This is a genomic window from Deinococcus metallilatus (genome assembly GCF_004758605.1).
In the GTDB taxonomy this organism is placed as follows: Bacteria; Deinococcota; Deinococci; order Deinococcales; family Deinococcaceae; genus Deinococcus; species Deinococcus metallilatus.
Genome location: NZ_CP038512.1, coordinates 2,915,197 through 2,932,500, shown reverse-complemented (window position 1 = coordinate 2,932,500; position 17,304 = coordinate 2,915,197). Strand labels below are relative to the sequence as shown.

18 protein-coding genes and 3 tRNA genes (1 of these 21 only partly in view) are annotated in these 17,304 nt (G+C 69.6%); 12 read left to right on the top strand and 9 right to left on the bottom strand.

All coding sequences use genetic code 11. From position 1 onward, the window contains the following. Window positions 1-248, top strand: partial view of an SARP family transcriptional regulator gene (locus tag E5F05_RS20365; protein ID WP_129120473.1) — the final stretch only. 1,630 nt of this gene lie to the left of the window's left edge; the window shows 248 of its 1,878 coding nt (coding positions 1,631-1,878); its start codon lies off the left edge, out of view; it ends in the stop codon at window positions 246-248. A gap of 117 nt (window positions 249-365) precedes the next feature. Here E5F05_RS20365 and E5F05_RS20360 read toward each other — a convergent pair. The 3 genes from E5F05_RS20360 to E5F05_RS20350 form a co-directional block, all read right to left on the bottom strand. Next, window positions 366-442, bottom strand: a tRNA-Arg gene (locus E5F05_RS20360). A gap of 35 nt (window positions 443-477) precedes the next feature. After that, window positions 478-551, bottom strand: a tRNA-Gly gene (locus tag E5F05_RS20355). Window positions 552-577: 26 nt separating this feature from the next. Beyond that, a tRNA-Pro gene (locus E5F05_RS20350) sits at window positions 578-654 on the bottom strand. A 96-nt stretch (window positions 655-750) separates the two neighbouring features. Between E5F05_RS20350 and mqnP the strand changes: the two genes are divergently transcribed. The 7 genes from mqnP (at window position 751) to E5F05_RS20315 (ending at window position 6,647) form a co-directional block, all read left to right on the top strand. Beyond that, window positions 751-1,635 carry a menaquinone biosynthesis prenyltransferase MqnP gene (mqnP, locus tag E5F05_RS20345; RefSeq protein ID WP_171029518.1) on the top strand — a complete coding sequence of 295 codons (885 nt, stop codon included), beginning with the start codon at window positions 751-753 and terminating at the stop codon, window positions 1,633-1,635. Continuing rightward, window positions 1,617-1,901, top strand: a complete 285-nt coding sequence (locus tag E5F05_RS20340; RefSeq protein WP_129120471.1) for a hypothetical protein — start codon at window positions 1,617-1,619, stop codon at window positions 1,899-1,901. The genes mqnP and E5F05_RS20340 overlap by 19 nt, the downstream gene beginning before the upstream one ends. Window positions 1,902-1,976: 75 nt before the next feature. Beyond that, window positions 1,977-2,414 carry a hypothetical protein gene (locus E5F05_RS20335; RefSeq protein WP_129120470.1) on the top strand — a complete coding sequence of 146 codons (438 nt, stop codon included), beginning with the start codon at window positions 1,977-1,979 and terminating at the stop codon, window positions 2,412-2,414. 89 nt (window positions 2,415-2,503) lie between these two features. After that, window positions 2,504-3,097: an adenylate/guanylate cyclase domain-containing protein gene (locus E5F05_RS20330; protein WP_129120469.1), complete on the top strand. Its 594-nt coding sequence runs from the start codon at window positions 2,504-2,506 to the stop codon at window positions 3,095-3,097. A 45-nt stretch (window positions 3,098-3,142) separates the two neighbouring features. Continuing rightward, window positions 3,143-3,820, top strand: a complete 678-nt coding sequence (locus tag E5F05_RS20325) for a response regulator transcription factor (RefSeq protein WP_010887388.1) — start codon at window positions 3,143-3,145, stop codon at window positions 3,818-3,820. 91 nt (window positions 3,821-3,911) lie between these two features. After that, window positions 3,912-5,495, top strand: coding sequence for a sensor histidine kinase (locus E5F05_RS20320; protein ID WP_129120468.1), 1,584 nt, complete (start codon window positions 3,912-3,914; stop codon window positions 5,493-5,495). 42 nt (window positions 5,496-5,537) lie between these two features. Beyond that, window positions 5,538-6,647, top strand: coding sequence for a hypothetical protein (locus E5F05_RS20315; RefSeq protein ID WP_129120467.1), 1,110 nt, complete (start codon window positions 5,538-5,540; stop codon window positions 6,645-6,647). A 17-nt stretch (window positions 6,648-6,664) separates the two neighbouring features. On the opposite strand, the gene argR is transcribed toward E5F05_RS20315, so the two are convergent. From argR to E5F05_RS20300, 3 genes are all read right to left on the bottom strand, one after another. Then, window positions 6,665-7,126: an arginine repressor gene (argR, locus tag E5F05_RS20310; protein WP_129120466.1), complete on the bottom strand. Its 462-nt coding sequence runs from the start codon at window positions 7,124-7,126 to the stop codon at window positions 6,665-6,667. A 94-nt stretch (window positions 7,127-7,220) separates the two neighbouring features. Continuing rightward, window positions 7,221-8,393, bottom strand: coding sequence for a bifunctional phosphopantothenoylcysteine decarboxylase/phosphopantothenate--cysteine ligase CoaBC (coaBC, locus tag E5F05_RS20305; protein WP_221274471.1), 1,173 nt, complete (start codon window positions 8,391-8,393; stop codon window positions 7,221-7,223). 98 nt (window positions 8,394-8,491) lie between these two features. Further along, window positions 8,492-9,220 carry a hypothetical protein gene (locus E5F05_RS20300; RefSeq protein WP_129120465.1) on the bottom strand — a complete coding sequence of 243 codons (729 nt, stop codon included), beginning with the start codon at window positions 9,218-9,220 and terminating at the stop codon, window positions 8,492-8,494. Between the two features lie 114 nt (window positions 9,221-9,334). Here E5F05_RS20300 and E5F05_RS20295 point away from each other — a divergent pair, with 114 nt between their 5' ends. Both E5F05_RS20295 and E5F05_RS20290 read left to right on the top strand, forming a co-directional pair. Beyond that, on the top strand, window positions 9,335-11,041 hold the full coding sequence (locus E5F05_RS20295) for a M3 family oligoendopeptidase (RefSeq protein WP_129120464.1): 1,707 nt from the start codon (window positions 9,335-9,337) through the stop codon (window positions 11,039-11,041). 421 nt (window positions 11,042-11,462) lie between these two features. Beyond that, entirely contained in the window at window positions 11,463-12,473 is a 1,011-nt protein-coding gene (locus E5F05_RS20290) for a GNAT family N-acetyltransferase (RefSeq protein ID WP_129120463.1), read from the top strand. A 66-nt stretch (window positions 12,474-12,539) separates the two neighbouring features. Here the strand turns inward: E5F05_RS20290 and E5F05_RS20285 are convergent, their stop codons facing one another. Further along, window positions 12,540-13,775 carry a cytochrome P450 gene (locus E5F05_RS20285; RefSeq protein ID WP_129120462.1) on the bottom strand — a complete coding sequence of 412 codons (1,236 nt, stop codon included), beginning with the start codon at window positions 13,773-13,775 and terminating at the stop codon, window positions 12,540-12,542. After that, on the bottom strand, window positions 13,772-14,290 hold the full coding sequence (locus E5F05_RS20280) for a MarR family winged helix-turn-helix transcriptional regulator (RefSeq protein WP_164973574.1): 519 nt from the start codon (window positions 14,288-14,290) through the stop codon (window positions 13,772-13,774). The genes E5F05_RS20285 and E5F05_RS20280 overlap by 4 nt, the downstream gene beginning before the upstream one ends. A 103-nt stretch (window positions 14,291-14,393) precedes the next feature. Between E5F05_RS20280 and E5F05_RS20275 the strand changes: the two genes are divergently transcribed. Beyond that, window positions 14,394-15,929 (top strand): Ppx/GppA phosphatase family protein, encoded by a 1,536-nt coding sequence (locus E5F05_RS20275; RefSeq protein ID WP_129120460.1) that lies wholly within the window; start codon window positions 14,394-14,396, stop codon window positions 15,927-15,929. Next, complete coding sequence (gene pdxY, locus E5F05_RS20270; RefSeq protein ID WP_129120459.1) at window positions 15,926-16,825, top strand: pyridoxal kinase PdxY; 900 nt, start codon at window positions 15,926-15,928, stop codon at window positions 16,823-16,825. Before E5F05_RS20275 ends, pdxY begins: the two co-directional genes overlap by 4 nt. 8 nt (window positions 16,826-16,833) lie before the next feature. Here pdxY and E5F05_RS20265 read toward each other — a convergent pair whose 3' ends face one another. After that, the gene (locus E5F05_RS20265) at window positions 16,834-17,232 is read right to left on the bottom strand and encodes a (deoxy)nucleoside triphosphate pyrophosphohydrolase (protein WP_129120458.1); all 399 of its coding nucleotides are present in this window, start codon (window positions 17,230-17,232) and stop codon (window positions 16,834-16,836) included. Window positions 17,233-17,304: the final 72 nt, after the last annotated feature.

Sequence of the window (17,304 nt, the reverse complement as noted above, 5' to 3'; positions counted from 1 at the left end):
AGAGCGAGTGGGCACAGCTGGTGCGGGATGAAGCCTTGCTTGCCCTGACCTTCGAGCTGCGCAACCAGATGGCGCGGTATGAGGCCGAGGGGGATCATCAGCGAGTGGTGCTGCTGGCCAACCAGTACCTGCGGATAGACCCGCACGAGCATGAGGTGTTGGAACTGCGTCTCAAGGCCGCCGAGGCCTTTGCGCCGCCCCACGAGCTGGCCAAGTACACCGCCGACTTGCGCCGCATGTTCAACTGACCCGGCACTGCACGGGTGACTCGAACAGGGGGTCGCCCCGCGCTTTCCAAGCTGAACCGTGCAGGCAAACGGCGATGGTTTATAAAAAAACCCACCGCACCAAGCGGGGGTTTTTCGTGGCGCACCCTAAAGGACTCGAACCTTTGACCGACCGCTTAGAAGGCGGTTGCTCTATCCAACTGAGCTAAGGGTGCCTGTAAGAATTGACCCCCTTGCGGGGGCCAGAGCCTGGAGCGGGATCACGGATTCGAACCGAGGCCAGAAGCTTGGAAGGCTGCTGTGCTACCACTACACCAATCCCGCGTGCTGCGCGCGAACTGCGTCCAGCTTGGTCGAGGCGACTGGATTCGAACCAGCGACCCCTTGGTCCCAAACCAAGTGCGCTACCGGCCTGCGCTACGCCTCGTTCACGTCCGCGCGGGGAGCATGATAGCAGAGCCGCGCGCAGGTGTGTGCATTCGCTTGCCGCCCATGGGCCGGGTCAGGCGTATCCTGCGGCATTGTGAGGGCTGCGGCGCGGGTAAAGACCTATCTGGATCTGGTGAAGTTCGAGCACACGGTGTTCGCGTTGCCGTTTGCGTATGCGGGCATGCTGCTGGCGAGCATGCAGGTGAATGGGACGGGCTGGCCCGGCTGGCACACCCTGGTCTGGGTGACGGTGGCGATGGCGGCCGCCCGGACCGCCGCCATGAGTGCGAACCGGGTGATCGACCGCCTGATTGACGCCCACAACCCGCGCACGGCGGGCCGGGAGCTGCCCAGCGGGAAGGTCAGCCCGACCCAGGCGTGGGGACTGGTGGCCCTCAGCCTGATTGTGCTGGTGTTCGCGGCGGCACAGCTCAACCCCCTCTGTGTGGCGTTGCTGCCGCTGGCGGTGGTGTTCCTGATCGGCTACCCCTATACCAAGCGCTTTACCTGGCTGTGCCATGCCTGGTTGGGCGTGACCGACGGCGCGGCGGCGGCGGGCGGCTGGATCGCCGTGACCGGCCACTTCGCCCCGGCCGCCTGGCTGCTCTGGGCGGTCGTGATTTTCTGGATGATCGGCCTGGACGTGATCTACGCGACGATGGATTACCGCTTCGACCTGGCGCACGGCATCCGCAGCATTCCCGCCCGCTTCGGCATTCCGCGTGCCCTGCGGCTGGCGGCGGCCAGCCACGCCCTCACGTTCCTGCTGCTCCTGGCGGTGGGGGTGGCGACGGGCGCGAGCTTCTGGTACTACCTCGCGGCACTGGCGATGGGGAGCATCCTGCTGTACGAACACCGCATCGTGAATCCGCAGGACCTGGCGCGGGTGAACGTGGCCTTTTTCGACGCGAACATGTGGCTGGCCCTGACCATGCTGGCGGGTGTGGTGCTGGACGTGACGTGGCGCACCCTGACCTGAGGGGGCTGGTCCCGCCCGAAGCGGCCCGGGCCTTCACGGCCGGAGACGAATGGCTGGCGCTGACGCTGTTGCGCCGGGCGCGCGACGCTCAGGCCCCCGGGACCGTGAACTGGGCGGTGCTGGAACGGCTGGTGGGGCTGGTCCTGATTCACGTCCTGCGTGAGGTGGAGGGCACCTTTGCCCTGGAGCGGGCGGACGCGCTGCTGGACGCGGCGGGGCAGCCCCGGCCCGGCCTGGACTGGCTGGAGGCTGGGCTGGCTGGATGAGGGCGTGAGGGCGCCGGGGAAGCGGGTGAACGCTAGAATCACGCGGATGCGTGCCGTGAAGGGATGGAAGCCTTGATGCTGGAGAGTTCCGAGACGGAATTCGCCTCCCGCTATGCCGCGTTCGCCGCTGAGGGAGAGCTGTATCCCCAGCCGGAAGGCAGCCCGCTGCTGGAGTTTGCCACCGGGGGCCGGGTGCTGTACCTGTTCGACCGCACCGGCCCCTACGTGGCCCGCCCGGGTTTCGCGCGCGTCGTCGTGCACGGGGTGCTGGACCTGGCGGGAACGCGCCGTCTCACGCCGGGGGAGGAGCGTGGGACGCCGGAGACGTTGACCGTGGTGGGCATCTCGGGGGTGGAGGGCACAGGTGAGGTGCTGCACGCCGCCCGGCAGGTCTGGGTGGTGCGGGCGCGGGTTCCCCTCGTGCTGGCGGCCTTCGAGCCGTTGCCGCCGGTGCAGGTGGGCGAGTGGGTCGCCTTCCGGACGCTGCCGCCGCTGCACGGGTTCCTGCTCTAGCCGCCGGGGCACGTGGGCGGCGCAGTTGATGTGAGGGTGATGGGACTTTACTAAAAACGTGATCTGCGTCATGATGAAGACCTCCGATCATGGCCGAGTTGCTCCTGCCCCTGCCCGCGCGTGACCGCGAACATCAGGCCGCCTGCCTGGTGATGGTGGATCTGGTGGGCAGTACGCGCCTGGCCCACCAGTTGCCGCTGGAAACGTATGCGGCCCTGATGGCCGAGTTCGTGCAGGTCCTGATCCTGAGCTTCGAGGCGCGGGGAGGCCAGGTGTTGCAGCACCAGGGCGACGCCGTGCTGGCGCTGTGGCCCTCGGTGCGGACCGGGTTCGGCGTCACGGCCGCCCTGGAGGCCCATGAGCGGGCGGTGCGCCTGGGCCTGGCGGGTGCGCTGGGGGTGCAGCTCCAGGTGCGGGCGGGAGTCGCGCTCGGCCCGGTGATCACGGGGCTGGTCGGGGGCCAGCTCAGCGCCTACGGGTTGCCGGTCAACTATGCCCGGCGACTGTGTGATGCGGCGACGCCGGGTGAGACGCTGGTGTGCGCCCAGGTGGCGCGGCAGCTCGCCCCGGGAGGCCTGCTGGCCCGCTCGCTGCCACCGCTCCGGGGCTTCGGCCCGGACTGCCACGCCTATACCGTGACGTTGCCGCCTGCCGCTGTGACCGATGGGATGAAAACCGGTTAAGCACCCGGGCGGGCTTCTCATGAGAACGGTCCATAGACTGACCGTATGGAACGCAAGCCGCTGGTCCTCGTGATCGAGGATGAAAAAGACATTGCCCGCTTTATAGAACTCGAACTGGCCGCCGAGGGGTACGCCACCGAGGTCGCCTTTGACGGCGTGACCGGCCTCAGCAAGTTTCGGGAAGTGAACCCCGACCTGGTGATCCTCGACCTGATGCTGCCGGTGCTGGACGGGCTGGAGGTCGCGCGCCGCATCCGCAAGACCAGCAACACGCCGATCATCATCCTGACGGCCAAGGACGGCATCCAGGACAAGGTGGAGGGCCTGGACTCGGGCGCGGACGATTACCTGATCAAGCCCTTTTCCATCGAGGAACTCCTCGCCCGCGTGCGTGCCCACCTGCGCCGCGTGAACCCGGCCGTCACCGGCGAGGTGCGCGTGGCCGATCTGGTGATGAACCTCGACGGCCGCGAGATTTTCCGGGGGGGCCGCCGGGTGGAGCTCAGCGCCAAGGAGTTCGAGCTGCTGGAACTGCTGGCCCGCAATCCCGGCAAGGTCTTTTCCCGCTTCGAGATCGAGGAGAAGGTCTGGCCGGAGTACACCGGGGGCAGCAACGTGGTGGACGTGTATATCGGCTACCTGCGCCGCAAGCTGGAGGAGGGCGGGGAGCGCCGCCTGATCCACACGGTGCGCGGCGTGGGCTACGTGCTGCGCGAGGAGTGAAGTTCGGGCGTGGCCTGGAGGGGGGCGCTAGACTGCCGGGTGTGAGGGGACTGCCTGACGCGCCCGGCCGCTTCTGGAAGGGGGAACGGCCGTGACGCTGCGTGGGCGGCTCACGCTGTTCTACACGGCGCTGCTGGCCGTGCTGCTGACGGTCGTGGCGGTCGCGACGCTGGCCCTGATGCGGAACAACCTCCTGCTGGGGATCGACCGCGACCTGCTGGACACGTACCGGCAGTTCACGCGGCTGTTCAGCCAGCTCGACCTGACGCCGCCCACGGAGAGCGGGGAGAACCTGGGCGGGGGCGTGCCCCTCCAGCTCTCCACCGCCCGGTACCTGTTTCCGAATGCCGCCATTCAGATCGAGGAGCTGCCCTTCTATGACGCCGAGACGCTGGCGCAGGCGCTGGCCGAGGCCAAGACGGACGCGCAGCGGCGGCAACTGTTCGCGTCGCTGCGGCGGCTGGGCGACAGCACGCGCCGCCCGCTGATCGGCCTGGACCCGAACGCCCCCATCCGCCTGACCGATGAGGAGTTCGCGCGCCTGATCCGCTCGCCCGAGCAGCGCCTGACCATCACCCGCCTGGTCAAGGAACCCTACGGCGACGTGACGCCCATGCGGGTGCTGGTGACGCTCGGGTCGGTGCAACAGGATTCGGGGGTGCTGGGGTTTCCGCGCGAGAGCTTCGCCCTCACGTACGTGGGCCGCAACCTCAGCACCCTGAACTACACGCTCTCGCAGCTCCAGCGGGTGATTCTGGTGCTGTTCCTGGTGGGCCTGATCACGGCGGGGGTGGGCGCGTACCTGCTGGCCGGACAGGCGCTGCGGCCCCTGCGCCAGGTGCAGCGCGCCGCCGAGGGCATCGGCGGGCAGAACCTGGGCGAGCGCGTGCCCGAACCCCGGACCGGGGACGAGGTGCAGGCCCTCGCGCACGCCCTGAACGCCATGCTGGGTCGCCTGGAAGCCAGCTTCGAGGCGCAGCGGCGCTTTACCAGTGATGCCAGCCATGAACTGCGGACGCCGGTCACCGCGATCAGCGGGCACGCCAGCTACCTGCTGCGCCGCACCGACCCCACCGAGCAGCAGCGCGAGAGCCTGAACATCATCCGCCGCGAGTCCGAGCGGCTGACCAACCTGATCGCCAGCCTGCTGCAACTCGCCCGCTCGGACAGCGGGGCGCTGGCCCTGACCCACCAGCCGATCCTCTCGGGGCTGTTCCTGGCCGAGATCGCGCGTGAACTGATGCCGCTCGCCCACGCGCAGGGCACCGAACTCGTCGCGCGGGGGGAGGACGTGGCCTTCGAGGGCGACCCCGACCGCCTCAAGCAGGTCATCATCAATCTGGTCGGCAACGCCCTGAAGGCCGGATCGAGGCACATCACGCTGATCAGCCAGCCCGCCGAGCACGGCCAGGAGGTGCGCCTCAGCGTGCAGGACGACGGCCCCGGCATTCCCCCCGAACACCTCGCCCGGCTCTTTGACCGCTTCTACCGCGTCGAGGACAGCCGCAGCCGCGACCAGGGCGGCGCGGGCCTGGGCCTGAGCATCGCGAAGGGGATCATGGACGCGCACGGCGGCCGCATCTGGCTGGAAAGTGAGGTCGGCCGGGGCACCACCGCGCACGTGCAGCTCCCGGTGGGGAATATTCCGGTGCTGGATGAGGAGGACGTGCCGTGACGGGACGCGGGGAAAAATAAGTCGCCCGGGACGTGTGTTTCCATGACCTTCAACCCCGGCCTGAACCGCGTCACCATCGCCGACTTTGACGGGTTGCCGGACGGCATGGCGGGAAGCCTGGCCCATGAGTGGCTGGCCACCTGGAGTATCGCGCCGAAGCTGCGGGCCGAGCTGGACATGCGTGACCTTCCGGGCGGCCCCGCCGTGAGGAAGCGGGACATCGCGCGGCTCTGCCTCAAGAGGCTGCCCCGGCAGTTTCTCGGCCGTCGGCACACGCCTGGCCCTTCTCACCTCCTGAGAGAGTGTGTGCAGGCCGTCCACGCCGAGAAAATGCAGGTGTGCAGTCTCTACCCGCGAGCACTGAATGCTCGGCTGGAGCGCGGTGACTGGCAAGACGCCGCGTTTGCGGAAGACCTGGGCATGGCCCTTGCGGCTGTCGTCGCCACCCTGAACCTGGCCCCACCCGAAAGTCGCGCGGCCCGCCCGGAGTGGCCTGACGCGCACTGGGAACGCTGGCGGCGTGTGAACGACATCATTCTGGGGGGCGGCGTGCTGAGCGGCCTGCTCGGGCAGCAGCTCTTTTCCACGGCCCGCGAGTGGTTGCCGCGACTGGGCGCGGCCGACGTGCGGTTGCACCTGTTCCCACAGCCGCGCCAACTGATGCTGCACGGCGCGGCGAGACAGTACCGGGAAGGTCCGGTGGTCGTTCTGGACGCCGGACACACCGCCGTCAAATGGGCCTGGGCGGAAGTCTTGGGGGGCGAGGTGATGGCGCTGCAGCCTGCGCCCCTACTCCCCACCCCGTATGGCATCAGCGATGGCAGGCGACTTTTGAGGTTTCTGTTGGAGACATTGATAGAGACGGTTCCGGCAGACCAGCAGGCCAGGCAGTTTGCCTTGAGTCTCTCCGCCCACCTGGATGAGAGGGGCAGGATAGCCGCTGCATCGGCCGCCAGCAGTTTTTACGGCTCTCTGGCCGGAATCGTGCTGGAAGATGCGCTGCGGGAAGGCCTGAGCAGCAGACTGGGTAACGCCTGTCGGGTCAAGGTGATCCACGAGGGGCAAGCCGCTGTCCACGGCCTGCCGGATATGGACGCGGCCATTCTGCTGGGAACGTCCGTTGGAGGAGCATTCAACGCCAGGCGGACGTGAGGGGTTTCCCGCGTCCCTCACCCCAGCATCAGTGCGTGCAGCTCCTCCATCAGCGCCTCACCCTCGGCGGTCGTGCGGGCGACCACGAAGATGGTGTCCTCGCCCGCGATGGTGCCCACGATGTCGTCGCGGCGCAGGCGGTCGAGCAGCAGGGCGACGCCGGTTGCGTGGCCGTCGGCGGTGCGGATCACCAGGACGTTCTCGCCCCGGTCCACGTCACGCACGAAGTTCTGGAAAAGGCGGCCCAGTTCCTCCTCCACGCCCTCGTGCCCGGCGACCTGCGCGAGCGCGTAGCGGTGGCGGCCCTTGCCGATGGGGAGCCGCACCAGCCGCAACTCGTTGATGTCCCGGCTGACCGTCGCCTGCGTGACCTGTATCCCCTCGGCGCGCAGGCGCTCGACAAGCTCGCCCTGCGTGGAGATGGCGTCGCGGGCGATGATGTCTTGAATGCGCTTCTGACGCTGTTCCTTGCTGAGCATTCCCTCTATGGTATGTATATACGCTGAATAATGCAATGAGGGGAGTGGGGAGTGGAGGTTGTGAAGGAAGTCTTGCTTTCTCGGCCTTCTGCCCTCAGCTTTCCGCCTTCTGTCTGACCCGCGCGGCCTCGTCCAGCAGCCGCCTCGCCACCTCGCGTTTGCTGAGGCGCGGCCAGGCTTCGGAGGTGCCGTCCGGGCGGACCAGCGTGACCTCGTTGTCGTCACCGCCAAAGGCCGTGCCCTCGCGGGTAGGGTAGTTCAGCAGGATGAAATCGGCGTTCTTGCGCTGCGCCTTGAGGGCCGCGCGTTCCACCCCGGCGTGCGTTTCCATCGCGAAGCCCACCAGCACCCGGTCCCCCTTCTGGCGCCCCAATTCGGCCAGGATGTCCGGGTTGGGCGTGAGATGGATGGTCACATCGCCCGCCACCTTCGCCTGCTTCTCATCCGAGCGTTCCGCTGCCCGGTAGTCCGCGACCGCCGCTGTCATCACGACCATCTGCGCGTCCCGCGCGGCCGCCAGCACCGCGTCCCGCAGTTCCAGCGCCGTCTCGATGCGGACCACGTCCACGCCGGGCGGGTCGGGGAGGTTCACCGGGCCGGTCACCAGCGTCACGTCTGCACCCCGGTCCCGCGCTTCCTCGGCCACCGCGAAGCCCATCTTGCCGCTGGAGGGATTGCTGATAAAGCGCACCGGGTCGAGATATTCGCGCGTTGGCCCGGCGGAGACGACCACCTTCACGCCTGCCAGATCGCGGGAGTGGGGCGGGTGCAGGAGCGCGAGCGTGGCCGCCGCGATGTCCTCCGGTTCGGCCATGCGGCCCAGCCCCGCGCCCTCGCCGCGTGTGCCGAACGAGCCGACCTCCGGCCCCAGGAAGGTCTGGCCCCAGCCGCGCAGCCGCTCGACGTTGGCCTGCACCGCCGGGTGCCGCCACATCCGTTCGTTCATCGCGGGCACCCACAGCACCGGCCCCTCCACGCTGAGCAGGGTGGCCGAGGCCAGGTCGTCCGCGCGGCCCTGGGCTGCCCGCGCCAGCAGGTCCGCCGACGCGCCGACGATCACCACCGCTTCCGCCCGCGCCAGGGTCAGGTGTTGCGCGTCGGGCCGGGCCTCGAACCAGGTCGTGTCGGTCGCCACCTCCCCATCGGCGGCGGTCGCCAGGCTGAGTTCGGTGATGAAGGCGAGCGCGGCCCGCGTGGCGATCACCTGCACCCGCGCGCCCCGCTCGCGCAGGCGCCGCAGCACCGACGGGGCCTTCACGGCGGCCATGCTGCCTCCCACGATGACGAGGATGGAGGGAGAGGAGGTGGGGGCGGACGTGTTCACGGGGGGAGTCTAACCGCCAGCAAGCAGCGTGGAGGCCGCCTTCACGGCAACTGCTTGACAGTGCGACCGGCCTCGTCCAGAAACTGCAAGACCGGCGTCCCTTGTGGATCGACCTGCAAGACCAGACGGGGGCGTCCCTGCGGGTCAAACAGGCGCAGGCCCACCGTCTGATCCGCCTTCTTGCCCAGCAGGAGACGCGGTTGAGCCTCCTCGTGGTTCTGAAAAAAGCCCTTGACGGCCTGCTCCAGCTCCTCGCCCTGCTTCCCCTGCGTCACTTCGACGAGTTCCTTGATGGGCCACTCGGGCCTGTCCACGATGTTCAGCGTTCGGTACTGCCTGACGCCGTCGCCGGTAAAGAGTTCGCCCGAGCTGAGAAAGATCGTCTGATCCTGCTCGTACCGGTCGAAGCTCAGGTGCAGGCCATGCTTGCCCTGACCATCTGCGCCCCGCTGACCACCGAAGATCAGGCCGCCGTTTTCGGTGCCCTCGTCGTTGAAGAAGAGCAGGCCCGCCTGTTCCCGCAGATGGGCGTATTCCCTGCCACGGTTGTACGCGCCGGGCAGACGCCCCCGATTGGAGATGACCAGACGCAGCGTGCTGTCCGCCTCCCGGACGTTGATGCGCTGCACGTCGATCTCTCCGAACTGCACCGGTTTCTCCTGCCCGTGCCGCTTCTTCCGCTGAGACTTCTGCAAGAGGTTCCAGGTCAGCAGCGCCGCGACCGCACCGGAGGCGGCGGCCAGCAGCAGCGAGGGGACAGGGCCTTTCATAGACGTCGTATCTTCTCATTCCCGGCTGCCTTCCGCCCACTTGTGCCCACCTGCTCTCCCGGCTCCGCCATCCAGCCTACGCCGGGTATCCCTAACGGGCGTTAGACTCGGCGCATGACCACAACCCTGAATGCTGTCGAGCGCGTGCTGAGCGTTCCCGACGAACAGACCCGCTGGGACACCTACGCGCCGCGTTACGCGGGGCTCCTGAGCGCGGACCTGACGGCGGAACAGGTCCCCGCCTGGCTGGCCGAGTGGAGCGCCCTGGACGCGGAGGTGGGGCAGGCCGGAAACAAGCTCGCCACCCACGCCGACCTGCACACGGACGACGAGGCCATTCAGGCACGGTACGCGAAGTTTCTGGAGGAAGTCTCGCCGCAGGCCCAGCGCGCCGAGCAGGCCCTGACCGAGAAGCTGCTGGCGGTGCCCGGTTACACACCTGCCCCCGACTTCGCGCTCAATTACCGCCGCTTCCGTGACGCCGCCGCCCTCTTCCGCGAGGCGAACGTCGAACTGGGCGTCACCCACGAGGCGCAGATGAACCGCCACGGCGTGATCACCGGGAACCAGAAGGTCATCCTGAACGGCGAGGAACGGACCGTCCCGCAGGCCAAACAGCAGATGGACAGTCCCGACCGGACCGAGCGCGAGGAGGCGTGGCGGGCGCTGGCCGCGAGCAACCAGGGCGTCGCCCCTGCCCTCGACGCGCTGATGCTGGAGCTGATCGGCACGCGGCAGCAGCTTGCCTGGAATGCCGACCTGCCCGGCTACCGCGACTTCATCTGGCGGCGCCTGGACCGCGTGGACTACACGCCCGAGGACTGCCGCGCCTTCCACGAGGCCGTGCGTGAAGAGGTGGTCCCCCTCGCCGCCGAGATCATGGGCGGGATCGCCGCGCGCCTGGGCCTGGACAGCGTGCGCCCCTGGGACTACAACCGCAACAATTTGCTCGACCCGGAAGGCCGCGCGTCCCTGAAGCCATTCAAGACGGGCGCGGAACTGGAGGACCTCGCGCAGACGGCCTTCGAAGGCCTGGATGGCGAGCTGGCCGCGCGCTTCCGCTCAATGCGGGACGGCCTGCTCGACCTTCAGTCGCGGCCCGGCAAGATGACGCACGCCTACTGCCAGTACTTCCCGGTGCAGAACGAGCCCTTCGTGCTGATGAACGTGGTGGGCACCTCCGAGGACGTGCGCGTGCTGTTCCACGAGGTCGGGCACGCCTTCCACGGCTTCCTGAGCGGGGGCGCGCAGCCGCTCGTCTGGAACCGCTGGAGTCCCATCGAGTTCGTGGAGATTCCCTCGATGGCGATGGAATTCCTGACGCTCGACCACCTCGGGCACGTCTTCTCGCCCGCCGAGCTGGCCCGCTACCGCGAGAAGCAGCTTCAGGGCGTGGTCGCCTTCCTGCCCTGGGCCGCGCAGATGGACGCCTTCCAGCACTGGCTCTACGCCGAGGCGGGCCAGAACGTCACCACCGCCGACCTCGACGCGAAGTGGCTGGAACTGGACCGCACCTTCCACCCCTTCGTGAACTGGGACGGCCTGGACGAGAGCGTGAGGGCGAAGGGCTGGCAGTACTATCACGTCTTCAGGGCGCCGTTTTATTACATCGAATATGCGATGTGTTACCTCGCCGCAGTCGGCATCTGGCGGGGGGCCCGGCAGAATCCGGCCGAGGCCCTCTCGAACTACAAGGCCAGCCTGCGCCTGGGCAGCACGGTACCCGTCCCCGAGCTGTACCACGCCGCTGGCGTGGACTTCCGCTTCGACCGGGAGCATATCCGGGGGCTGATGGCGTTCCTGAAGGAGCAGTTGGCGTAGGACTTCGCCTCGGCGGACTCGGCACTTTGCGGTGGCCCTGGCTAGCTTGGCGTGTCTTGGCATGAGTTCAATCGGCTGCTCAGAGCCTCCCTCCGCAGCTTCGCCGCCCTGACGGCCTGGGCGCCCAGCTTCACCCCGCGTCAGAACACGCCCAACCTGGACGCGGACATCCCGAACTTCGCGCTGAACCTGGCATACCTCGAAGCGGCCTTCTCCCTCGCCGCGACGGGGCGTCTGAGCGGGTTGCAGGGTGTCGGGGGAACGCCCCGCTCTGTGGCCCGGGGGTGTGAACGGGCTCATCAAGGAATACGAGAAAAGCTTTGTGTGGCCCAGGACGGTCCCGCCCTAAGCCGCCTGGCTTTCCTGCTCCCTCCGCCATTCGGCCCATGTTCCCCTGACAGGGGGAGCGCACACTGGGCGCATGACGACGCGCGACCTGACCGTTTCTCCCTTCGACCCGGCGGCCGCGTCGCCGGAGGCGCGGCTGGCGGTCGGCCATCTGCTGGTCGCTTGCCACGCCTTCGCCTACCCGGACGACCCGCCCCTGCTCCCCGAGCGCGAGGCCGTCAGCCTGACGCACGTGACGCCCGGTGAAGCCACCGCGCATTTCGTGGTGTGGGACCACGAGCAGGCACTCGGATGGGGGAGCCTGGACTACCACCTGACCCAGAACCGGCACGCCGCGCACGCCCGGCTGCTCGTTCATCCCGGGCGGCGCCGCCGGGGCCTGGGCCGCGAACTGGGCCGCGCGCTGGAGGCGGTCGCCCGGCAGGAAGGCCGCCGCGTGGTGACCTTCGCCACGACCAGCCAGGCCCCCGCCGGGGAAGCCTTCGCCCGGACCCTGGGGGCCGAAGCGGCCCTCCCGATGCGGCAGAGCCAGCTCGTGATGGCGGAGGTCGCGGACAGTCGGCTGGACGCCTGGACCACCCGCCCGGATGGCGACCCGTACCGCCTGCACATCTGGGGGCGTGTGCCGGACGAATTCCTGACCCGCACCGCCGACATGATGATGGTGATGAACACCGCCCCGCGCGGCGACCTGGAGATGGACGACTGGACCATCACCCCCGAGATGATCCGCGCCTGGGAGGGCATGATCGAGGACGCCGGGGAAGTCCGTTTCCTGATGGCCGCCGAGGACACCCGCAGCGGGGAACTGGCCGGATACACCGAGGTCTTCTGGAGTCCCGACCGCGCCGCGCTGGTGTACCAGGGCGCGACCGCCGTGCGCCCCTCCGCGCGCGGCCAGGGCCTGGGCAAGTGGCTCAAGGCGGCGATGCTGCGCCACCTGCGCGCCCACTGCCCCGGCGCGCGGTTCATCCGCACCAACAATGCCAACGAGAACGCCGCCATGCTGGGCATCAACGTGGCGCTGGGCTTCACGCCCTGGGCCAGCGTGACCGAGTGGCAGGTGCGGCTGGCAGGCGTCTGAGACGATCAAGCCGCAGGGGGCCGAGGAGAACCCTTGTCTCCTCAGCCCCCCGCCGCCGTTCGATCTTCAGGACGCCGCTTTTGCCCCTCCCAGTCGGATACGGAAGCCGCGCAGCTCGTAGCCCTTCACGACCTCGTTGTAACTGACCTCGGGTTCGGAGACGATCTCCAGGTCGTTCCACATCAGCAGGCGGCGCAGGAACACGTCCGACTCCTTGATCGCCAGGAACGCGCCGGGGCAGCGGTGGTGGCCGTCGCCAAAGGCCAGCACCTGCGGCTGCACGCCGCGCGGCAGCTTGCGGCCCGGGCAGAGCTGCCCCGCGTCCTCACCCACGACCTCCGGGTCCACGTTGGCTTCCTGAATATTCAGGGCCAGCAGGCTGCCCTCGGGGATGGTCTGGCCTTCCACCGTCAGCTCCTGCTCGGCGCGGCGGTAGAGCATCGTCACGACCGGCTCCAGGCGCAGAATCTCGTGCAGGATGGCGTGGCGTTCCTTTTCGGTGCCGTGGACGTAGTCGGCGCGCAGCTCCGGATTCTTCAGCAGGTGCCAGGCGGCGGCGCTGATGAACTCGCGGGTGGTGACCATCCCCGCCGTGCCGTAGGTCAGGCACTCGGTCATGATCTCCACATCGTTGTACTCGCGGTCGAGCAGGTGGCTGATCAGGTCGTCCTTGCGTTCCTGGCGCCGGGCCTGAATCGCGGGTTTCACGTCGAGAAAGTAGAAGAGGGCCATCTGCGCCTGCTGCCGCCGGGCCGCCAATCGGCCTTTTTTGGGCTGCCCGCGCCCCGGTTCGCTGTCGCCGCCGCCCTCCACGAAGGACACGACGCGCCGTTCCAGCCCGGGCAGGCGGCTGTCGGTCAGACCCACCACCCGTGCGGCCACGTTCACCGCCAGCTTGAGGCTGAGGTCGTCGAGGTCCATCTCACCCTGGCGGGCGAGTTCCGCGATCAATTCGTCGGCCAGCGCGGCGATCATCGGCTGGTAGTCCGCGACCTGGGTGGGCGTGAAGTAGCGGGCGGTCGAGCGGCGCATCTCATGGTGCTTCTCGCCTTCCGCGAACAGCACCGGCAGGTTGCCCAGGCCCCGCACGCCGCTGGCGACCTCGGACATGAAGCCCGCCTGCCGCACGCCCTCCGAACGCAGGACATCGCGCGAGGCCTGGAAATCGTGAACGCGGTAGATGCCCCGGGCGTCCACCTCGACGGCCTGCCCGGTCGGGGAGGCGGGGGAGTCGCGCCGGGTGAGGGAGGCGGTGACGGCGTGGAAGGGACAACGGGACGTGTCGGAAGAGGAAGTGGTCATTCTGACTCCTGCGTGGGGGACGTGCAAAGCGGCGAAGCCGACTGGTCAGGCTCCGGCGGCGCGGGGAGAGAGCGGGCAGCTTGCGCCAGGACATGCAGGTCGCGGGTGAGCTGTTCGGCCTGCGGCCCGAGGGAGGCGAGCGCGGGGCCGGTGACGGCGCGCACGGTGGCGAGGGCCTCCTGCCACAGCGCCGCGCCCCCCGGCGTGACCGTCACCGTGACGCGGCGGGCATCTGTGGGGGCCTGGCCGCGTGTCACCGCCCCCCGGGCCTCCAGCGCGTGCAGCACGCGGCTGACCTCGTAGCGGGGCACGCCGAGGTCACGGGCGAGCTGGGCGGGCTGGTCCGCGCCGCCCTGCACGTAGGCCAGCGCGATAAAGGAACGCAGGTCCAGGTCATGCCGGGCGCGCAACTCGGCCTCGCCCCGCGCCGTGAGGGCCTGCCAGGCGTCCCACAGCGCGGTCAGGAACGCCAGTTCCGCTGCCGGGAGAGTCGGGGAGGAAGGAGCTTCGGCCACCGCGTCACTCTGCCACAGTTCCCGATGAGTAATTGCAAAATGCAATCAATGGAGACAAGGTCCAGCCTGGCCCGCCTGCCTGCCAGCGGTTACCCTGCTCGGTATGAGGGTCGCCGTCGCGGACGTGGGCACCAATTCCAGTCACCTGCTGATCGCGGAAGCGCGCGGTGAGGGGGGCGGGTACCGCGTGCTGGACGCGCTGAAGGACCGGACCCGGCTGGGGGAGTGCCTGGACGCGGCGGGCAATCTCACGCGGGAGGGCGAGGAGCGGCTGGCGGCGGCCCTCACGCACTTTCAGGCGCTCGGCGCGGCGGCGGGGGTGCCCGAGGTGCAGGTGTACGCCACCAGCGCCCTGCGCGAAGCCCCCAACGGCCCCGAGGTGGCGGCCCGCGTGGGGGAGCGCACCGGCGTCTATCCCGTCATCATCAGCGGGGAGCGCGAGGGGCAACTGACGTACCTGGGGGCGGCGCACAGCGTCGATTTCGGCGCGGACAACGTGCTGCTCGACCTGGGCGGCGGCAGCCTGGAGCTGGCGCGGGGCGGCCCTGAGCGGGCAGAGGACGTGCTGAGCCTCCCGCTGGGCGCCATTCGGATGACCCGCGCGTGGCTGCACCGTGACCCGCCGAGTAAGGCCGAGCTGCGCGCCCTTCAGGACGCGGTGCGCTCGGCCCTGGCGCCGCACCTGGGCCGCTTCTGGGTCCGGCCCGGCACGCACGTCGTCCTGTCGAGCGGCACCGCCGAGGCCGCGGCGGCCCTGCTCGCGGCCCGGGGCGATACCCTGCCGCCCAGCGTGAACGGCCTGACGGTCACCACCGCCGATCTCGCGGCCCTGCTGGAACGCATCCGCGGCCTCAGCGCCGCCCGGCGGATTCGCCTGCCCGGCCTGGAGCGCCGCGCGGATACCATCGTGGCGGGCCTGGCGGTGCTGCACGCGGCGCTGGAGGAGTTGGGGGCCGAGCGGGCGACCGTCAGCGAGGGGGCGCTGCGCGAGGGGATGCTGATCGAGGAACTGGGGCGGCACATGGCCTACGCGCAGGGCCTCAGCGCCCGGCAGCGCAGCGTGCTGGCGACCGCCGAACGCTTCGGGGCGAACCTCGCGCACGCGCGGCACGTCAGCGCGCTGGCCCGCGACCTCCTCGCCCGGCTGGAGGCGGCGGGGGAGACGTTCCCGCCGGAGGCCCGCAGCCTGCTGACCGCCGCCGCCGTGCTGCACGAGGTCGGGCAGATCGTGGTGCAGAGCGCGCACCACAAGCACTCCGCGTACCTGATCCGCCACGCGGGCCTGCGCGGCTTTACCCCGCGCGAGATCGAACTGGTGGCGCAACTGGCCCGTTATCACCGGAGGAGCGGCCCCAAGTCCTCTCATCCTGAGTACGCCGCGCTGCCCGCCCCCGACCGCGCCCTGGTCGCGCGGCTGGCCGCCGTGCTGCGCGTCGCGGACGGGCTGGATCGCTCGCACGCCGGAGAGGTGCGGCTCCACAACCTCACCCGCAGCGCGCCCGGCTGGACCCTCACGGTGAGCGGCGCGACTCCCCTGGACCTCGCGGGCGCGCGGGACAAGGCCGACCTGTGGGCGCGCGAGTTCGGCCCCCTGACCGTGCTGGAGAGGGCCACCCCCGAGGGTATCCTCGGCGCATGACTTCCCCCTCTGCCCCGGCCCTTCCGCAGAACATCCTGAGCATCCAGTCGTGGGTGAGTTACGGGCACGTGGGGAACGCCGCCGCGCTGTTCCCGCTGCAACGCCTGGGCTTCGAGGTGTGGACCATCAACACCGTCCAGTTTTCCAACCACACCGGCTACGGCGAATGGACCGGCAGCGTCTTCCCGCCCGAACTGGTGGCGGATCTGCTGGACGGCATCGAGGCGCGCGGCGTGCTCTCCGAGTGTGCCGCCGTCCTGAGCGGCTACATGGGATCGGAGGGCACCGTCAGCGCCGTCGTGGAGGCCGTGCGCCGCGTGCGCGCCGCCAACCCGGCCGCGCTGTACTGCTGCGACCCGGTGATGGGCGACGTGGGGCGCGGCGTGTTCGTGCGGCCCGAGTTGCCCGACCTGATCCGCGCGCAGGCGGTGCCCGAAGCGGACATTGTGACACCCAACCAGTTCGAGCTGGAACTGCTGACCGGCCGCCGCGTGACCACCCTGCAAGAAGCCCTGGACGCGGCCCGGATGCTGCGCGGCACGCTGCGCGAGGGCGGCCCTCGGATCGTGGTCGTGACCAGCCTGGTGCGGGAGGACGCGCCGGAGGGCGTGATCGAGACGCTGGCGGTGACGGGGGAGGGGGCCTGGCTGTGCCGCACACCGCTGCTCCCGCTGGACCCGCCCCGCAACGGCACGGGTGACGCGATTGCGGCCCTGTTCCTGGGCCACTACCTCAAGACCGGGGACGCCGGAACCGCCCTCAGCCTCAGCATGAGTGCCCTCTTCGCCGTGCTGGACCGGACGCACCGCGCGGGCACCCGCGAGATTCAACTGGTGGCCGCCCAGGACGAGTACGCGCGGCCCAGCCGGGTGTTCGGGGCGGAACGGGTGGCCTGAAGGGAGCGTCAGGGCGTCCGGTTCAGCGCCTCCGCGATGGCCACGTTGCTCGTCAGCAACCGCAGGCGCGTCAGGTCGGCGGGAGCCACCCAGGCCAGGGCGCGGTGTTCCAGCGGGCGCGGCTCGTCCGACAGCAGGCGGACCCGCAGCGCCACCAGCGTGAAGGCGCCGATGGGCGTGTCCAGTTCGCGGCGGTAGACCTCCTCGCCCGCTTCCACCTCGGTGCCCAGTTCCTCGCGCCACTCGCGGATCAGGGCCTCGGCCACCGTCTCGCCGTCCTCGACCTTGCCGCCGGGAAATTCCCACTGGCCCGCCGCCCAGGCCGGGGAGGACCGCGCCCCCACCAGCACCTGCCGCACCCCGCCCGGCCCCTCACGTTCCAGAATGCCCGCCACGACTGTTCGCATCACGGTCACTCTGGCAGATGCCGGGGCATCCGGTCGTAAGCCCGGCACTCCGCCGTGGCCTTGCCGGGGAAG